This is a genomic window from Rhizobium sp. SVR5-2C (genome assembly GCF_056755115.1).
Genome location: NZ_JBNDHT010000003.1, coordinates 88,057 through 102,250, shown reverse-complemented (window position 1 = coordinate 102,250; position 14,194 = coordinate 88,057). Strand labels below are relative to the sequence as shown.

At 60.5% G+C, this 14,194-nt stretch carries 17 protein-coding genes; 12 read left to right on the top strand and 5 right to left on the bottom strand.

The window, feature by feature from the left end; all coding sequences use genetic code 11:
- Positions 1-22 precede the first annotated feature (22 nt).
- Genes purS through ACPYOI_RS01790 form a run of 4 tightly spaced genes read left to right on the top strand, consistent with a single transcriptional unit; the run spans position 23 to position 1,658 of the window.
- Positions 23-265 carry a phosphoribosylformylglycinamidine synthase subunit PurS gene (gene purS, locus ACPYOI_RS01805; RefSeq protein WP_168831149.1) on the top strand — a complete coding sequence of 81 codons (243 nt, stop codon included), beginning with the start codon at positions 23-25 and terminating at the stop codon, positions 263-265.
- A gap of 19 nt (positions 266-284) precedes the next feature.
- Positions 285-542, top strand: a complete 258-nt coding sequence (locus ACPYOI_RS01800; protein ID WP_481414975.1) for a hypothetical protein — start codon at positions 285-287, stop codon at positions 540-542.
- Positions 539-1,213, top strand: coding sequence for a phosphoribosylformylglycinamidine synthase subunit PurQ (gene purQ, locus ACPYOI_RS01795; RefSeq protein ID WP_481414974.1), 675 nt, complete (start codon positions 539-541; stop codon positions 1,211-1,213). The genes ACPYOI_RS01800 and purQ overlap by 4 nt, the downstream gene beginning before the upstream one ends.
- Before the next feature lie 46 nt (positions 1,214-1,259).
- Positions 1,260-1,658 (top strand): hypothetical protein, encoded by a 399-nt coding sequence (locus ACPYOI_RS01790; RefSeq protein WP_481414973.1) that lies wholly within the window; start codon positions 1,260-1,262, stop codon positions 1,656-1,658.
- Here the strand turns inward: ACPYOI_RS01790 and ACPYOI_RS01785 are convergent, their stop codons facing one another.
- Entirely contained in the window at positions 1,659-1,907 is a 249-nt protein-coding gene (locus ACPYOI_RS01785; protein WP_481414972.1) for a DUF1127 domain-containing protein, read from the bottom strand.
- A gap of 82 nt (positions 1,908-1,989) precedes the next feature.
- Here ACPYOI_RS01785 and ACPYOI_RS01780 point away from each other — a divergent pair, with 82 nt between their 5' ends.
- The 4 genes from ACPYOI_RS01780 to ACPYOI_RS01765 all read left to right on the top strand — a co-directional run bounded on the left by ACPYOI_RS01780 (position 1,990) and on the right by ACPYOI_RS01765 (position 6,721).
- On the top strand, positions 1,990-3,408 hold the full coding sequence (locus ACPYOI_RS01780) for an aminotransferase-like domain-containing protein (RefSeq protein WP_481414971.1): 1,419 nt from the start codon (positions 1,990-1,992) through the stop codon (positions 3,406-3,408).
- 152 nt (positions 3,409-3,560) lie between these two features.
- Positions 3,561-4,106, top strand: coding sequence for an acyloxyacyl hydrolase (locus ACPYOI_RS01775; protein WP_481415002.1), 546 nt, complete (start codon positions 3,561-3,563; stop codon positions 4,104-4,106).
- Between the two features lie 126 nt (positions 4,107-4,232).
- Entirely contained in the window at positions 4,233-6,467 is a 2,235-nt protein-coding gene (gene purL / locus ACPYOI_RS01770; protein WP_481414970.1) for a phosphoribosylformylglycinamidine synthase subunit PurL, read from the top strand.
- Positions 6,468-6,487: 20 nt separating this feature from the next.
- On the top strand, positions 6,488-6,721 hold the full coding sequence (locus ACPYOI_RS01765) for a BolA/IbaG family iron-sulfur metabolism protein (protein WP_007789538.1): 234 nt from the start codon (positions 6,488-6,490) through the stop codon (positions 6,719-6,721).
- Positions 6,722-6,745: 24 nt separating this feature from the next.
- Here ACPYOI_RS01765 and ACPYOI_RS01760 read toward each other — a convergent pair whose 3' ends face one another.
- Positions 6,746-7,897 carry a hypothetical protein gene (locus ACPYOI_RS01760; protein ID WP_481414969.1) on the bottom strand — a complete coding sequence of 384 codons (1,152 nt, stop codon included), beginning with the start codon at positions 7,895-7,897 and terminating at the stop codon, positions 6,746-6,748.
- Between the two features lie 156 nt (positions 7,898-8,053).
- On the opposite strand from ACPYOI_RS01760, the gene ACPYOI_RS01755 reads away from it, so the two are divergent.
- From ACPYOI_RS01755 to ACPYOI_RS01740, 4 genes are all read left to right on the top strand, one after another.
- Positions 8,054-8,278: a hypothetical protein gene (locus tag ACPYOI_RS01755; RefSeq protein ID WP_481414968.1), complete on the top strand. Its 225-nt coding sequence runs from the start codon at positions 8,054-8,056 to the stop codon at positions 8,276-8,278.
- 147 nt (positions 8,279-8,425) lie between these two features.
- A complete protein-coding gene (gene grxD / locus ACPYOI_RS01750; RefSeq protein ID WP_481414967.1) occupies positions 8,426-8,761 on the top strand; it encodes a Grx4 family monothiol glutaredoxin in 336 nt (111 codons plus the stop codon).
- Positions 8,762-8,901: 140 nt separating this feature from the next.
- Complete coding sequence (locus tag ACPYOI_RS01745; protein WP_481422499.1) at positions 8,902-10,107, top strand: multidrug effflux MFS transporter; 1,206 nt, start codon at positions 8,902-8,904, stop codon at positions 10,105-10,107.
- A gap of 33 nt (positions 10,108-10,140) precedes the next feature.
- Positions 10,141-11,421 carry a multidrug effflux MFS transporter gene (locus ACPYOI_RS01740; protein ID WP_481414966.1) on the top strand — a complete coding sequence of 427 codons (1,281 nt, stop codon included), beginning with the start codon at positions 10,141-10,143 and terminating at the stop codon, positions 11,419-11,421.
- A gap of 32 nt (positions 11,422-11,453) precedes the next feature.
- On the opposite strand, the gene ACPYOI_RS01735 is transcribed toward ACPYOI_RS01740, so the two are convergent.
- Genes ACPYOI_RS01735 through ACPYOI_RS01725 form a run of 3 tightly spaced genes read right to left on the bottom strand, consistent with a single transcriptional unit; the run spans position 11,454 to position 14,179 of the window.
- Positions 11,454-12,278, bottom strand: a complete 825-nt coding sequence (locus ACPYOI_RS01735) for an inositol monophosphatase family protein (protein ID WP_481414965.1) — start codon at positions 12,276-12,278, stop codon at positions 11,454-11,456.
- A gap of 30 nt (positions 12,279-12,308) precedes the next feature.
- Positions 12,309-13,190 carry a tRNA 2-thiocytidine(32) synthetase TtcA gene (gene ttcA, locus ACPYOI_RS01730; RefSeq protein ID WP_481414964.1) on the bottom strand — a complete coding sequence of 294 codons (882 nt, stop codon included), beginning with the start codon at positions 13,188-13,190 and terminating at the stop codon, positions 12,309-12,311.
- A gap of 59 nt (positions 13,191-13,249) precedes the next feature.
- Entirely contained in the window at positions 13,250-14,179 is a 930-nt protein-coding gene (locus ACPYOI_RS01725; RefSeq protein ID WP_481414963.1) for a glutaminase, read from the bottom strand.
- Positions 14,180-14,194 lie beyond the last annotated feature (15 nt).

Sequence of the window (14,194 nt, the reverse complement as noted above, 5' to 3'; positions counted from 1 at the left end):
GGTCAAAGACAGGGAAGAAGAAGTGATTAAGGCTCGTGTAACCGTCACGCTGAAAAACGGCGTTCTCGATCCGCAGGGCAAGGCAATCGAAGGCGCCCTTACCGGCCTCGGCTTCGCCGGCATCGGCCATGTCCGTCAAGGCAAGGTGTTCGACCTGGAGCTCGAAGGCGCAGACAAGGCCAAGGCTGAGGCCGACCTCAAGGCGATGTGCGAGAAACTCCTCGCCAACACGGTAATCGAGAACTATACTATTTCTCTCGACTAAAGGTTGCGGAGATTTTGAGATGGCTGAAGTGAATCAAGAGCTCACGTATGAGTTGTTGAGAAAGATGCACCAGCGTATCGACAAGATCGATGTTTCTCTCGGAGAAATCCGGAGCGAAATGCATAGCATGCGCGGTACGATGATTTCGATGCAGCAGGATATTCATAACATCTATGGAGTCCTTGCACGGCATGAAGATCGGCTCGAACGCATAGAAAATCGTCTCGAACTTCGAGAATTGGCAGAAGCACAAGCAAGGTTTGAACCGCACCCATGAAATCAGCCGTCGTTCAACTCCCGGGCCTCAATCGCGACCGCGACATGATCGCCGCGCTCACCAAGATTTCCGGCAAGGCGCCGGTCACCGTCTGGCAGACCGAGACCGAGATTCCGGATAGCGTCGACCTGATCGTCATACCGGGCGGCTTTTCTTATGGCGACTATCTGCGCTGCGGGGCGATTGCCGCACGCATGCCCGTCATGCAGGCGATCATCGACAAGGCTCAGAAGGGCGTAAAGGTACTTGGCGTCTGCAACGGCTTTCAGATCCTCGTCGAAGCAGGCCTCCTGCCCGGCGCGCTGATGCGCAACGCCTCGCTGAAGTTCGTCTGCCGCGAAATCAAGCTCGAAGTCGTCAACGCCGATACCGACTTCACCCGCGCCTATGCCAAGGGCCAGATCATCCGCTCTCCGGTTGCTCACCACGACGGCAACTATTTCGCGGATGCCGAAACGCTGGCGGCGATCGAAGGCAACGGTCAGGTGGTTTTCCGCTATGCAGAAGGCACCAACCCAAACGGCTCCATGAATGATATTGCCGGCGTGATGAATGCCAAGGGCAACGTGCTCGGCATGATGCCGCATCCGGAAAACCTCATCGAGGCCGCCCATGGCGGTTCCGACGGACGCGGCCTGTTTGCTTCGGCGCTCGACGTAATCGCTGCTTAACCTTCGCCGCGTAAGACGCATTCGACAGGTTCACCGGAGCAGATTGATGCGTCTTTCCACGAATATCGCCGCCGTCGCAACTATCGGTGCGATGGGCTTTCTGGTTTCGTCGTGCCAGTCCCACGCCCCGTCTTCGGGCCCTGCTCGCGATGCGCTGTCGACGATGGAGCGCGTTGCCGTCGGCGCCAATTCGTGCTGGTTCAAATCCGGCGACGCTGCCTTCGCAGCCTATCGCCTGGCACCGGAACTGACCTCCTTCTCCGGCCGGCCGCGCATCCTGGTCGTCCACAAGAACACTCCGGAAGGCAGGCCGCTGCTCGTTGTCCAGGCCGAAGGCAACCCTGCCCGGCTGCAGGCATTCGGTCCGATGATGTCCGAGCCGGTCGCCGGTCGCATTGCCGCCGACGTGACCCGATGGTCGGGTGGCGGCAAGGCTTGCCGTTGATCAATCCCAAAAGAACGACTTACTGACTTCCTTGGCTGCATCGGCGGGCTCAAGACCGATATCGCTCAATTGCCAATCCGACATCTCCCGCAAGACCTTGCGCCCTTGGCGTTTCTCGCTCCAGGAAGACAGCCTCTCTAGGATTCTCGCCAACAGCGTCCGCTGCCGGATGACGCCTTCCAATTTGTCCTGCTTGTTCACAGGCACAATCGTTACAATGCTCTGATCAATCTTCGGTAAGATGGACATCGCCGTCTAAAATCCGCGCCGTTGCTGATGATTGATTCATATCCTTGACAGTCGAATGGTGACAATCTATCGAATTGTTACCATGACAAATTGGCTCCCTGATCTATCGCGCGGCTCCGGCCCGGTCTATATGCGTCTGGCCGACAGCATCGAATCCGCCATTGCCGCGGGCACCCTCGCCGCAGGTAGCAAATTGCCGCCGCAGCGAAACCTTGCCTATGATATCGGCGTGACGATTGGCACCGTTGGTCGGGCCTATGCCCTTGTTCACGAGCGCGGACTGGTGGCCGGCGAAGTCGGCCGCGGGACCTATGTGCTTGATCGGGCGCAGACACCGCCGAGCGAGCAGGCCGATCCGTTGACGATTTCGCTTGGCGGCACACGTGTCCTCGACGCGCCGGCGGACAAGATCCGGTTCGACACCACCGCAGCACCTGATCTCGGCCAAGGCAGGATCATCGGTCAGATCCTGGCGGAGATCGGCGAGCAGAACATTTCCGAAATCTCCTCCTACTCCCGCAAGTTCCCGCGCAACTGGTTCCAGGCCGGTCAGCAATGGCTGGCACGAAATGGCTGGACGCCTCAGACGGAAAATATCGTTCCGACACTCGGCGCGCACGCGGCAGCCATCTCCATCATTTCCGCGGTGTCCTCGCCCGGTGACAAGATCGTCTTTGAAAACCTGAGCTACACGCAGGTAAGCCGCAGCGCCCGCCTGCTGGGGCGGCGAACGATCACGGTCGATTCAGATGAGAACGGCGTCCTTCCCGATGATTTCGAGCGCCTGTGTGTCCAGCAGCATCCGAAACTCGCCTTCCTGATGCCGACGGCGCACAATCCAACGCTGGCGACCATGCCGTACGAGCGCCGCGCGGCGATTGTGGCAACGGCCCGCAAGCATGGCGTCTGGCTCATCGAAGACGACCTCTACGGCGGCATGACCGGCGACGAAACACCATTGCTTACCTCGCTTGCGCCGGATCGTACCTTCCTCGTCAACGGGCTTTCGAAATCGGTCGCTGCCGGCGTCCGCGGCGGATGGGTCGCCTGCCCCCCGCATTTCGCCCAACGGATCAAGGTCACGCATAAGATGATCACGGGGGGCTTGTCGTTCATTCTGGCGGAGACTTGCGCGCGTCTCGTGGAAAGCGGCAGTGCGCACGCCATGCGCAAGGCAAGCGTCACCGAACTTGCCGCACGCGAGCGGCTAGCTCGTGAATCGCTGGATGGCTTCGATTTCGAATCGCATCCGCATGTTCCCTTCCTCTGGCTGAGGCTTCCGGACCCCTGGATGTCCGGTACCTTCAAGAACGCAGCCTTCCGCGACGGCGTGCTTGTCGATGACGAGGATGAGTTCAAGGTCGCCCGTGCGGACAGGGTCTATCACCGCGTGCGCATCGGCTTCTCCTCATCGAAGAGCAAGGATGAGCTTAAAAACGGCCTGATCATTTTGCGGAGCCTTCTTGAGGGCGGCGGTTCGGCGTATATCGGCGAAATCTGATGCTGCGGCAAATTGGAGTCACGAAGACAAAACGTCGACCGCACACTGGATCGCGCCTCGACTCATGCTAACACTCCCTCGTGGCGCGCGATTGTGCGGAGTGAGGAGAGCGGCGGATGGCGATACTTGATCGCGACTGCGTATTGCGTTCCATGGGTATCGTCTTGTTGGCGCTGCTGGCTGACATCACCGAGGTCTCGGCATCTGCCTATGCGCAGGACCAGATATTCGATGAGCTGCGCTTTGGCGCCTCGACGTCGATCCAGGGCGGCCACGAGCGGGAAGACGGCATCTTTCCGGAAGTTACCGTCTTTTTCGATCCGTTTGGTGCCGATTCCGCCACGACCTGGACCCAGACGCTTGCGCGCCCGCGTATCCATCTCGGTACGTCGATTGGAACGGAGGGTGAAGCGACCCAGTTCTTCACCGGCTTTTCCTGGACTGCCAACTTTACCGATAAGCTTTTTGCCGAGGCCGGTTTCGGCGGCGTCATTCACACTGGCGAACTCGACAAGAACGACGATGGCCCCGCGCTCGGCTGCCGCGTGTTGTTCCACGAGTATATCGGCGCGGGCTACCGTTTCGACAACCACTGGAATGTCATGGCGCAGGTTGCCCATTCCTCGAATGCAAATCTTTGCGACGGCCCCAATGAGGGCATGACCCGCGCGGGCGTCCAACTCGGGTACAAATTCTAGGCACTTGCAGCATTAAAAGGCCTGCCGCCCGCTGTTTGTTGACGGCGGGCATTTTCCTGTCGCGCGCCGCCCTTACATAAGCTAAAGACACCGCAAACGCGCAACGGCAGGGACTTTCGAGAGCTCATGACCATATCCAATACCCGCCCGATCACCCCCGAACTCATCGCCAGCCACGGCCTGAAGCCGGATGAATATCAGCGGATACTGGAACTGATCGGGCGCGAGCCGACCTTCACCGAACTCGGCATATTCTCGGCCATGTGGAACGAGCATTGCTCCTACAAATCCTCCAAAAAGTGGCTGCGCACGCTGCCGACCAAGGGTCCGCGTGTCATCCAGGGCCCCGGCGAAAATGCCGGCGTGGTCGATATCGATGACGGCGATTGCGTCGTCTTCAAGATGGAGAGCCACAACCACCCGTCTTACATCGAACCCTATCAGGGTGCGGCAACCGGTGTCGGCGGCATCCTGCGCGATGTCTTTACCATGGGCGCCCGCCCGATCGCCGCCATGAACGCCCTTCGTTTCGGCGAACCTGACCATCCAAAGACCCGCCACCTCGTTTCCGGCGTCGTTTCAGGTGTCGGTGGCTATGGAAATTCCTTTGGCGTTCCGACCGTCGGCGGCGAGGTGGAGTTCGACGAACGCTACAACGGCAACATCCTCGTCAACGCCTTTGCCGCGGGTCTCGCGAAGTCGAATGCCATCTTCCTATCAGAAGCCAAGGGCGTCGGCCTTCCGGTCGTCTATCTCGGCGCCAAGACCGGTCGTGACGGCGTCGGTGGCGCGACAATGGCCTCGGCGGAATTCGACGAGTCGATCGAGGAAAAGCGCCCGACGGTTCAGGTCGGCGACCCCTTCACCGAGAAGTGCCTGCTCGAAGCCTGCCTTGAACTGATGAAGACAGGCGCCGTCATCGCCATTCAGGACATGGGGGCCGCCGGCCTCACTTGCTCTGCGGTCGAAATGGGCGCCAAGGGTGACCTCGGCATCCTGCTCGAACTCGACAAGGTTCCGGTTCGCGAAGAGCAGATGACCGCTTACGAAATGATGCTCTCCGAAAGCCAGGAGCGTATGCTCATGGTCCTCCGCCCGGAGAAGGAAAAGGAAGCCGAGGCGATCTTCCACAAGTGGGGCCTCGATTTCGCAATCGTCGGCACGACCACGGACGATCTGCGGTTCCGCGTCGCCCATCAGGGCGAGGAAGTCGCCAACCTGCCGATCAAGGACCTCGGCGACCAGGCGCCGGAATACGACCGTCCGTGGCGCGAGTCCGGCAAGCGAGCTCCCCTGCCCGCAGAACTCGTTGCTGCACCGGAAGATTACAGCCAGGCACTGCTCAAGCTCGTCGGCTCGCCGAACCAGTCGAGCCGCCGCTGGGTTTACGAACAGTACGACACACTGATCCAGGGCAATTCGCTGCAGCTTCCGGGCGGCGATGCCGGCGTCGTCCGCGTCGAGGGCCACCCGACCAAGGCGCTTGCCTTCTCGTCCGACGTCACCCCGCGCTACGTCGAAGCCTGCCCGTTCGAGGGCGGCAAGCAGGCCGTCGCCGAATGCTGGCGCAACATCACTGCGACCGGTGCGGAGCCGCTGGCAGCAACGGATAACCTCAATTTCGGCAATCCCGAGAAACCGGAAATCATGGGCCAATTCGTCGAAGCCGTGAAGGGCATCGGCGAAGCCTGCCGTGCGCTCGACTTCCCGATCGTTTCCGGCAACGTGTCGCTCTACAATGAGACCAACGGTGTCGCGATCCTGCCGACGCCGACGATTGCAGGCGTCGGCCTGCTGCCCGACTGGAAGGCGATGGCCCGCATCGGCAGCGCTGCCGATGGCGACCAGCTGATCATGATCGGAACCGACGGCAGCCACCTCGGCTCCTCGATCTATCTGCGCGACATCCTAGGCAGCAGTGATGGCCCGGCACCGGACGTCGATCTTTTCGCGGAACGCCGCAACGGCGACTTCGTCCGTTCGGTCATCCGCAACGGCCAGGCAACGGCCTGCCACGACATTTCCTCAGGCGGCCTGGCGCTGGCGCTGGCCGAAATGGCGATGGCAGCGGGCAAGGGCATGCATGTCACGCTTGCCGAAGGCAAAGGCGCCCCGCACGCGCTCCTCTTCGGCGAGGATCAGGCGCGCTATGTCATTGCCGTCAAGGCCGACGTCGCCAACTTCATCTGCGCCAATGCGGAAGGTGCTGGCGTGCCCTTCCGGCGCCTGGGACCGGTGACCGGCAGCGAACTCGTTATCGATGATCTGCTCTCGCTATCCATTCAGGAATTGCGCAGCGCCCATGAATCGTGGTTCCCTGATTTCATGAATGACGCCGCAGCCGTTATCGCTGCGGAATGATGCGCAAGGAGTAAACGATCATGCCAATGAAGCCCGGCGATATCGAAGACATGATCAAGGCCGGGATCCCCGGTGCCAAAGTGACGATCCGCGACCTCGCTGGCGACGGTGACCACTATGCCGCCGAAGTCGTGGCCGAAGCCTTCCGAGGCAAGAGCCGCGTACAGCAGCACCAGATGGTGTACGAGGCGCTGAAGGGAAACATGGGTGGCATCCTGCATGCGCTGGCGCTGCAGACATCGGCCCCCGATTGATGCTTCGAGAATAGGAATGCCCGGTTACAAGCCGGGCATCTTCTGCAGTCCGCCGTCGGCGAAACGGGCGGCGGGTACAGGCCCGGCTGTCAGCAGCGTGAAGTCGAAGGCTGCCCTCAGATCCGGTCCCAGCACATACTGCCGGTGCACCCGAAGGAAATCCCGCTTGATCTTCCTGTAATGATCGGACGTCAGCATCTGCTTGACGCGGATGAACTGCATCTTAGCCTGCGGCGCGTCCGGATGACCTGCCACGGCAACGACCGGCACCTTGTAAAAGTGAATGGCGTCAGTCAGGCATTGCACGTCGAGCCAGAAGACGGATTGGCAACGCGCGATCAGCCCTACACGCGCCCGCAAGGTCTTTGCCGACGATAGCAGCGCGCATTGCAGGACCGCCGAACCGAGCGACGCAAACACGACCGTCTTGCCGTCGAAGATCGCCGGCTCTTTTTCGAGCAGCGCTCCGATCACGTGCGCAGCCGCGCTCGCACCCATGCTGTGCGACGAGATCACATATTCGTCGGCCTCCTCCTGCAGCGCCTCTCGCACCGCTGCCGCACAACGCTCGAGCCATTCGTTGAACTCGGGGCGATCCATGCGGGCGAGCGCAACCGCCATTTCCCAATCCGAGAACAGATGCAGCGTGTAGAAGCGCTCTGCGAACGGCAGGAAGAGATTGACGAAGAAGGCCGCAGCCCCCGGCAGGCTCCATGCAAGATGCCAGGCCGGGAGGCCGAAGCCCGCCGGCGCGAGCGCAATCGTCACAGCCAGAAGCAGCCCGAGCAGCATCTGCAGAAACGGAAAGATGAAGAAAAGACCGAAGCGCCACGCGTGACGGAAATACCCAGCCAATCCCCCGTCTGTAACGATGCGTCCGCAGGCGAAAAAGCCGTCGAGCATGCGCTTGGCCGTCGACTTCGCCCGAAGGTGCTGGACCAGCACATCATGATCGAAAACATGAACCTTGCTCACCGTCCGCCACAGATGGGAGGCGGCAGCCACGTCGAAACTGCTAAACCCGTGGAACGCATTCAACTCGCAGATCTTTGCCTCGAAGCGCCAGACTTTTCCGCTCTGACTCGCCGCTCGTTCGTAACGCATCCGATGGGCGTTGCCATCCAGGGGCTCGAAACCGGGGAAGTGAAGCACGACCCTCTTCTTGATCAATTCCACAAAATATCTTTCCGGCAGGCTCGGGCCTCGCCAATTCGCAAATAGCGCATGCATCTGAAATACGGCGGAAAAAGCGCCGAAGCGCTGAAGGCCGCTTGCTAACGGAAAGCATCAGGAATTCAATAGCCAGACAACGCTTTTGGTGCGGGAGGGTTCATGGCCGATATCGTAAAGGAACTGGTGAGTGGCGTGGTGGAAAGCGTGCTAAAGGAGATCCTCAAGAAAACGACGGGCCGCACCGCAACGAAGCGGAAGAAGCGCCAAACGCGCTCACCCACGACCGGCCGTTTCACGCGCAAGGCCGCAACCGCAAAACCCGCGAGGAAGCAGGTCAGCAAGCGCCGCACCGCCGCCGGCCGCAGCAGGCAGCGCAGCCGCTAGTTTTCCAGCTCCTATCGCCGCCGCATTCCCGCAAAAGACACGTTCTTTTTTGGTCGGGGCGGGTGGAATTTGAGCCAGCGCATGCTATTTAAGGCTAGCGATTGAAACGGCGGGCCTTTAACTCGCCTGTTGAAAGGATTAGGTCTCATGAGCGGTATCAACGAATTCATCGACAACGAAGTCAAGACGAACGACGTCGTCCTTTTCATGAAGGGCACGCCGCAGTTTCCGCAGTGCGGTTTCTCCGGCCAGCTCGTCCAGATTCTCGACTATCTCGGCGTCGATTATAAGGGCATCAATGTGCTCGCCGATTCGGAAATCCGCCAGGGCATCAAGGATTATTCGAATTGGCCGACGATCCCGCAGCTTTATGTGAAGGGCGAGTTCATCGGCGGCTGCGACATCGTGCGGGAAATGTTCCAGGCCGGTGAATTGCAGCAGCACTTCCAGGAAAAAGGCGTCGCGCTTCGCGGCGCCGCCTGACAGGTCACCGGGCGTCCGTCCGGTTTCCATATTTGTTCTAATTTGAGTCCGAGGCGCTGTGCTGAACAGCGCCTTAACCTGTTTATGGGAATTGCATTGTGACACATTCATCACAAGCCGTGTCCGCGGGCCAGAAGCCCATGGGCAGGCGTGAATTTATCGCGCTTGCGGCCTTCCTGATGGCGACCAATTCGCTGGCGATCGACATCATGCTACCGGCTCTGCAGCAAATCGGCGCCAATCTAGGCGTCGAGAGCGAAAACCACCGCCAATTCGTCGTCTCTGCCTATCTTCTCGGTTTCGGCGGCGCCCAGCTTTTTTTCGGGCCGCTTTCCGACCGTTTCGGCCGCCGCCTGCCGCTTCTCATCGGTTTGGTGATCTATATCGCCTCGGCGATTGGAATCGCTTTCATTCCTTCTTTCACCGGCTTGCTTGCGTTGCGCCTCATCCAGGGCATCGGGTCAGCCGCAACGCGCGTCATTACCATTTCGATCGTCCGCGACATCTACGGCGGCCGGCAGATGGCAGAGGTCATGTCGCTGATCATGATGGTTTTCATGATCGTCCCGGTCATCGCGCCGGGTAGCGGCCAGGTCATCATGCTCTTTGCTAGCTGGCACATGATCTTCGTGTTCATCGCCGCGTTGGCGGCCATGATCGGCGTCTGGGCCTATCTACGCCTGCCGGAAACACTCGATCCGCGCAACGTCCGGCCCTTTACCGCCCGCTCCGTGCTGGGCGGCTTCAAGCTTGTCCTGATGAACCGCATCGCGCTCTGCTACACGCTCGCCACCACCTTCATTTTCGGCTCGCTGTTCGGCTTCATCAATTCCGCCCAGCAGATCTACGTCGGCATCTACGATCTTGGCGTCTATTTTCCCTTCGCCTTCGCCGGTGTTGCAGCCTTCATGTCGATATCGTCCTTCCTGAACTCGCGCTTCGTCGGCAAATTCGGCATGCGGCGCCTGTCGCATGCATCGTTGCTCGGCTTCCTCACCGTCAACACCATCTGGATGATCGTGCAGGTGTCGAGCTCTGAACCGATGCCCTTCTTCCTCTTCATCACCTTCTTCGGCCTTGCGATGTTCCATTTCGGCTGGATCGGCTCGAACTTCAACTCGCTGGCAATGGAACCGCTGGGTCATGTGGCAGGCACCGCCTCCTCCGTTCTCGGTTTCATGAGCACGGTCGGCGGGGCAATCATCGGAGCAGGTATTGGCCAGGCCTACGACGGCACCGCCCTGCCGATGGTTGCCGGCTATTTCACCGTGTCGATTATCGGGCTCGTATTCGTCCTCATCGCGGAAAAAGGCCTTCTGTTTCAGCCGCAAAACTCGCCTGCCTGAGCGGGCCATTTTTACAATGACAGGATTTCAGAAATGACGCCGCAGCATAAGCCGCATATTGAAAATCAGGGCTCCAGCCGGATCGGCATGGGCTTTGCGGAATTTGTGATCACGATCGCCATCATGACTGCCAGCATCGCCATGGCGATCGACAGCATGCTGCCGGCGCTGCCTGCCATCGGCCATTCGCTGGGCGTGATGAGCACCAATGACGCGCAGCTGGTCATCGGCGTCTTCTTCTTCGGCTTCGGCATCTCGCAGATCGCCTTCGGCACGCTCTCCGATACTTTCGGCCGCCGCAAGATCCTGCTTGGTGGCATGGCCGTCTATGTCGTTGCCATGTTCGCCGCTGCCTGGACCAGCAGCTTCCACATGCTGCTCGTCATGCGCTTCATCCAGGGCATCGGCGGCGCGGCGGTCCGCATCACCACGATGTCTATCGTGCGGGATTGCTTCGGCGGCCGCGAGATGGCGCGCGTCATGTCCTTTGTGATGATCGTTTTCATGATCGTACCGATCGTCGCGCCGTCTGTTGGCCAGCTGATCATCACCTACGCCGACTGGCACTGGATCTTCATTCTGCTCGGCATCGTCGGCTCGATCCTCTTTACCTGGGCACTGCTGCGTCTCAAGGAGTCGCTGCCTGAGAACGAGCGCATTCCGCTCTCCGTCGGCTCGGTCGTCGACGGTTTCAGAACCGTCCTCACCAACCGCGTCACCTGCGGCTACATGATCGGCCTGACGATGTTCACGGGCGTCATCAGTGCCTATGTGATCTCTGTCCAGCAGGTCTTCGGCGAGGTCTATGGCCTCGGCGACTGGCTGCCGATTGCCTTCGCGGCAACGGCGGGCGGCATCGCGGTCGCGAACTTCGCCAACGGCTTCTTTGTCCGCCTCTTCGGCATGCGCCGCATCTCGCACACCGCGATGGTTCTCTTCACGATCGTTTCGGCCTTCGGCTATGTCATGGCGCTCGATACCAGCGTCAATTTCGCGCTGGACTACGCTCTGTTTTCGGTCCTGCTGATGATGTTTGCGGTCATCGCCACCAACTTCACGGCGATCAGCCTGGAGCCGATGGGCAACCTTGCGGGCACGGCAACCTCCATTACCGGTTTCGTCTCGACGACCGTCGGCGCATTGCTCGGCGGCACCGTCGGCCAGCTTTTCAACGGGACGGTTCAGCCGCTTTTCGGCGGCTTCGCTGTCTTCGGCGCGATCAGCATTTTGGCGACACTCTGGGCTGAGAAGGGCAAGCTCTTCACCCACCCCGGCGACAGCCCGCAGCTCGAGCCGGGCGCCGCACACTTCTAATGAAAAGCCCGCCGATCTGGCGGGCTTTCTTTTTAGATGGTGAAGACCTCGCGCCGCAGCAGCTCCCAGGACGCCCTGTCCGGTGCGATCAGCAATCCGCCGTCGACATGGTGCGGCAGGTAGGGCGTTCCATCGAAGCGGGCGGCATAGGCACCCGCCTCCTGGCAGATCAGCGTGCCCGCCAGATGGTCCCAGGGCATCAGCTTGTTGTACATGAGGTAGTGCACGTGGCCGGATGCAAATGTCCGGTATTCATGCGCTGCACAGCGGTAGTTCGCAAGGAAGCGAACCTTCGCGAGGTTTGCTAGGATTTCCGCACGCCGCCCCTTTGGCAGATAGCCGACCGATGCCATGCCGACCATTTGTTCCAGCGGAACCGGAGCCGTCACGGAAAGCCGCTCCGCCTCGCCTTCCGGCCGCCGCAGCCAGGCACCGCCGCCCTTCTCCGCCATCACCCAATCGTCGCCCATCGGGTCATAGATGATGCCGGCAACGGTTTCGCCCCGCGACACCACGGACGCCATGACCCCGAAGGCGGGAATCCCGGAGGCGAAATTGAACGTGCCATCAACCGGATCGACGACGATCGCAAGCTCGGCTCCCTGCAGCTTTTCGAGCAGCGCCGGGTCGGCCGCGACCGACTCCTCGCCGATGAACACCGCTTGCGGCCAGAGCCGCGCGGCCTCCGCCTTCATCATCCGCTCGGCCTGCTCGTCGGCTTCCGTCACGAGATCGGTCGCCTCGGTCTTGACGCGAACATCGCCGCTTCCGAGCCGCCGGAAGCGCGGCAATATCTCGGCCTTCGCCGCCCGCCGCAGGAGATCGGCTAGCGTCGTCACATCAACTGTCGAAGTCATGGCATTTCCTTGATTGGGAGGAGCGTCCAGTTACTCGCCCTTTGGCGACACTTCTGTGACCGTCAGGCTCGAAAAATCGAAAAGCTTCGGATCGAGCAGGTGCGAGGGGTTCACATGCGCGAGCGCTCGCAGCATCGTGTCCTTGCGGCCCGGCATGCGCCGCTCGATATCGGCAAGCATGTCCTTCATCGCGTTGCGCTGCAGGCCGTCCTGCGAGCCGCAGAGATCGCATGGTATGATCGGAAACTCCATCGCCGCCGCGAATTTCGCCATGTCGTCTTCGGCGCAATAGGCGAGCGGCCTCAGCACCATGAGGTTACCCTCATCGTTGAGCAGCTTTGCCGGCATCGAGGCAAGCCGCCCTCCGTGAAAGAAGTTCATGAAGAAGGTTTCGAGGATATCCTCGCGGTGATGCCCGAGAACCAGTGCATCGCAACCCTCTTCCTTGGCAATGCGGTAGAGATTGCCACGGCGAAGACGCGAACAGAGCGAGCAATAGGTGGCGCCTTCAGGCACCTTCTCCTTCACGATCGAATAGGTGTCACGGTATTCGATGCGGTGCTTGACGCCGATTTTGGCCAAATAATCCGGCAACACATGCTTCGGAAAATTCGGCTGGCCCTGATCCAGATTGCAGGCGATCAGCTCCACCGGCAAAAGGCCGCGCCATTGCAGTTCGAGAAGCAGCGCCAGCAGCCCGTAGGAATCCTTGCCGCCGGAAAGGCCGATCAGCCAACGCTTCTGGCCCTTCAGCATGTCGAAATCGTCGAAGGCCTGACGCACCTGGCGGAGCAGGCGCTTGCGCAATTTGTTGAACGAGACGGAACGCGGCGCATCTGCAAAGAGCGCATGGCCGATCGTGCCATCCTCGCGCGTGTCAAAATCGTCCGCAATATTCGCTGCGATGTTCATGGTCCCATCCAAATCGGCTACGGCCCTGCCTTAGCAGAAAGCGCGGCGGCAACACAGCGTCAATCGCCGAAAACCGACCAGCCGGTGCGCGCCGCCAGCATTTCGAGCGCCAGCGAGCCAAGCTGCGAGTTGCCAACCTTGTTCAAACCGGGCGACCAGACCGCGATCGACGCAATCCCCGGCGCCACCGCAAAGATGCCGCCGCCGACGCCGCTCTTGCCGGGCAGGCCGACATGATAGGCAAAGTCGCCTGAACCGTCATAGTGCCCGCACATCAGCATCAGCGCATTGATGCGCCGCGCCCGCTTCGGCGAAACGACCGAATGCCCGGTCGTCGGATTGCTCCCGCGTGCCGCGAGAAACAGTCCCGCTTTCGCAAGCTGCTCGCATGTCATCGCCAGAGCACACTGGTGGAAATAGACGCCGAGGACGTGATCGACCGGATGATCGATATTCTTGTAGGCACGCATGAAATTGGCGAGCGCAAAGTTGCGGTAGCCGGTCTGCGTTTCGGACTTCGCCACTTTGTCATCGATCGTCACCGACTCGTCGTCGGCAAGGTAGCGCACAAAACGCAGCAATTCGCCGATTGCCTCGCGCGGCGCGTGGCCAGCCATGACGACGTCGGTGACGGCAATCGCGCCGGCATTGATGAATGGGTTGCGCGGGATCCCGTGCTCGTGCTCGAGCTGCACGATGGAGTTGAAGGACGAACCCGACGGCTCGCGGCCGACACGCTTCCAGAGCCCCTCGCCCACCTTGCCGAGCGCCAGCGTCAGCATGAAGACCTTGGAAATGCTCTGGATGGAGAACGGCACAGCCGCGTCGCCGACGCGATAAATGTTCCCGTTAACCGTGACGATCGCCATGCCGAACTGCTTCGGATCGACCTTGGCCAGTTCCGGAATGTAATCGGCGACCGCGCCTTCGCCGATGCGGGGCGTCAGATCCTTGTAGATGCTGTCGAGGACTGCCTGCAAATCCACCATGGCTTCTCTCCAGAG

What these genes read in the sequence shown, in the direction of transcription:
- ACPYOI_RS01800 (WP_481414975.1), top strand. Translation starts at nt 285, where the DNA reads ATGGCTGAAGTGAATCAAGAGCTCACGTATGAGTTGTTGAGAAAGATG.
- purQ (WP_481414974.1), top strand. Translation starts at nt 539, where the DNA reads ATGAAATCAGCCGTCGTTCAACTCCCGGGCCTCAATCGCGACCGCGAC.
- ACPYOI_RS01790 (WP_481414973.1), top strand. Translation starts at nt 1,260, where the DNA reads ATGCGTCTTTCCACGAATATCGCCGCCGTCGCAACTATCGGTGCGATG.
- ACPYOI_RS01785 (WP_481414972.1), bottom strand. Translation starts at nt 1,907, where the DNA reads ATGTCCATCTTACCGAAGATTGATCAGAGCATTGTAACGATTGTGCCT.
- ACPYOI_RS01780 (WP_481414971.1), top strand. Translation starts at nt 1,990, where the DNA reads ATGACAAATTGGCTCCCTGATCTATCGCGCGGCTCCGGCCCGGTCTAT.
- ACPYOI_RS01775 (WP_481415002.1), top strand. Translation starts at nt 3,561, where the DNA reads ATGGGTATCGTCTTGTTGGCGCTGCTGGCTGACATCACCGAGGTCTCG.
- purL (WP_481414970.1), top strand. Translation starts at nt 4,233, where the DNA reads ATGACCATATCCAATACCCGCCCGATCACCCCCGAACTCATCGCCAGC.
- ACPYOI_RS01765 (WP_007789538.1), top strand. Translation starts at nt 6,488, where the DNA reads ATGCCAATGAAGCCCGGCGATATCGAAGACATGATCAAGGCCGGGATC.
- ACPYOI_RS01755 (WP_481414968.1), top strand. Translation starts at nt 8,054, where the DNA reads ATGGCCGATATCGTAAAGGAACTGGTGAGTGGCGTGGTGGAAAGCGTG.
- grxD (WP_481414967.1), top strand. Translation starts at nt 8,426, where the DNA reads ATGAGCGGTATCAACGAATTCATCGACAACGAAGTCAAGACGAACGAC.
- ACPYOI_RS01745 (WP_481422499.1), top strand. Translation starts at nt 8,902, where the DNA reads ATGGGCAGGCGTGAATTTATCGCGCTTGCGGCCTTCCTGATGGCGACC.
- ACPYOI_RS01740 (WP_481414966.1), top strand. Translation starts at nt 10,141, where the DNA reads ATGACGCCGCAGCATAAGCCGCATATTGAAAATCAGGGCTCCAGCCGG.
- ACPYOI_RS01735 (WP_481414965.1), bottom strand. Translation starts at nt 12,278, where the DNA reads ATGACTTCGACAGTTGATGTGACGACGCTAGCCGATCTCCTGCGGCGG.
- ttcA (WP_481414964.1), bottom strand. Translation starts at nt 13,190, where the DNA reads ATGAACATCGCAGCGAATATTGCGGACGATTTTGACACGCGCGAGGAT.
- ACPYOI_RS01725 (WP_481414963.1), bottom strand. Translation starts at nt 14,179, where the DNA reads ATGGTGGATTTGCAGGCAGTCCTCGACAGCATCTACAAGGATCTGACG.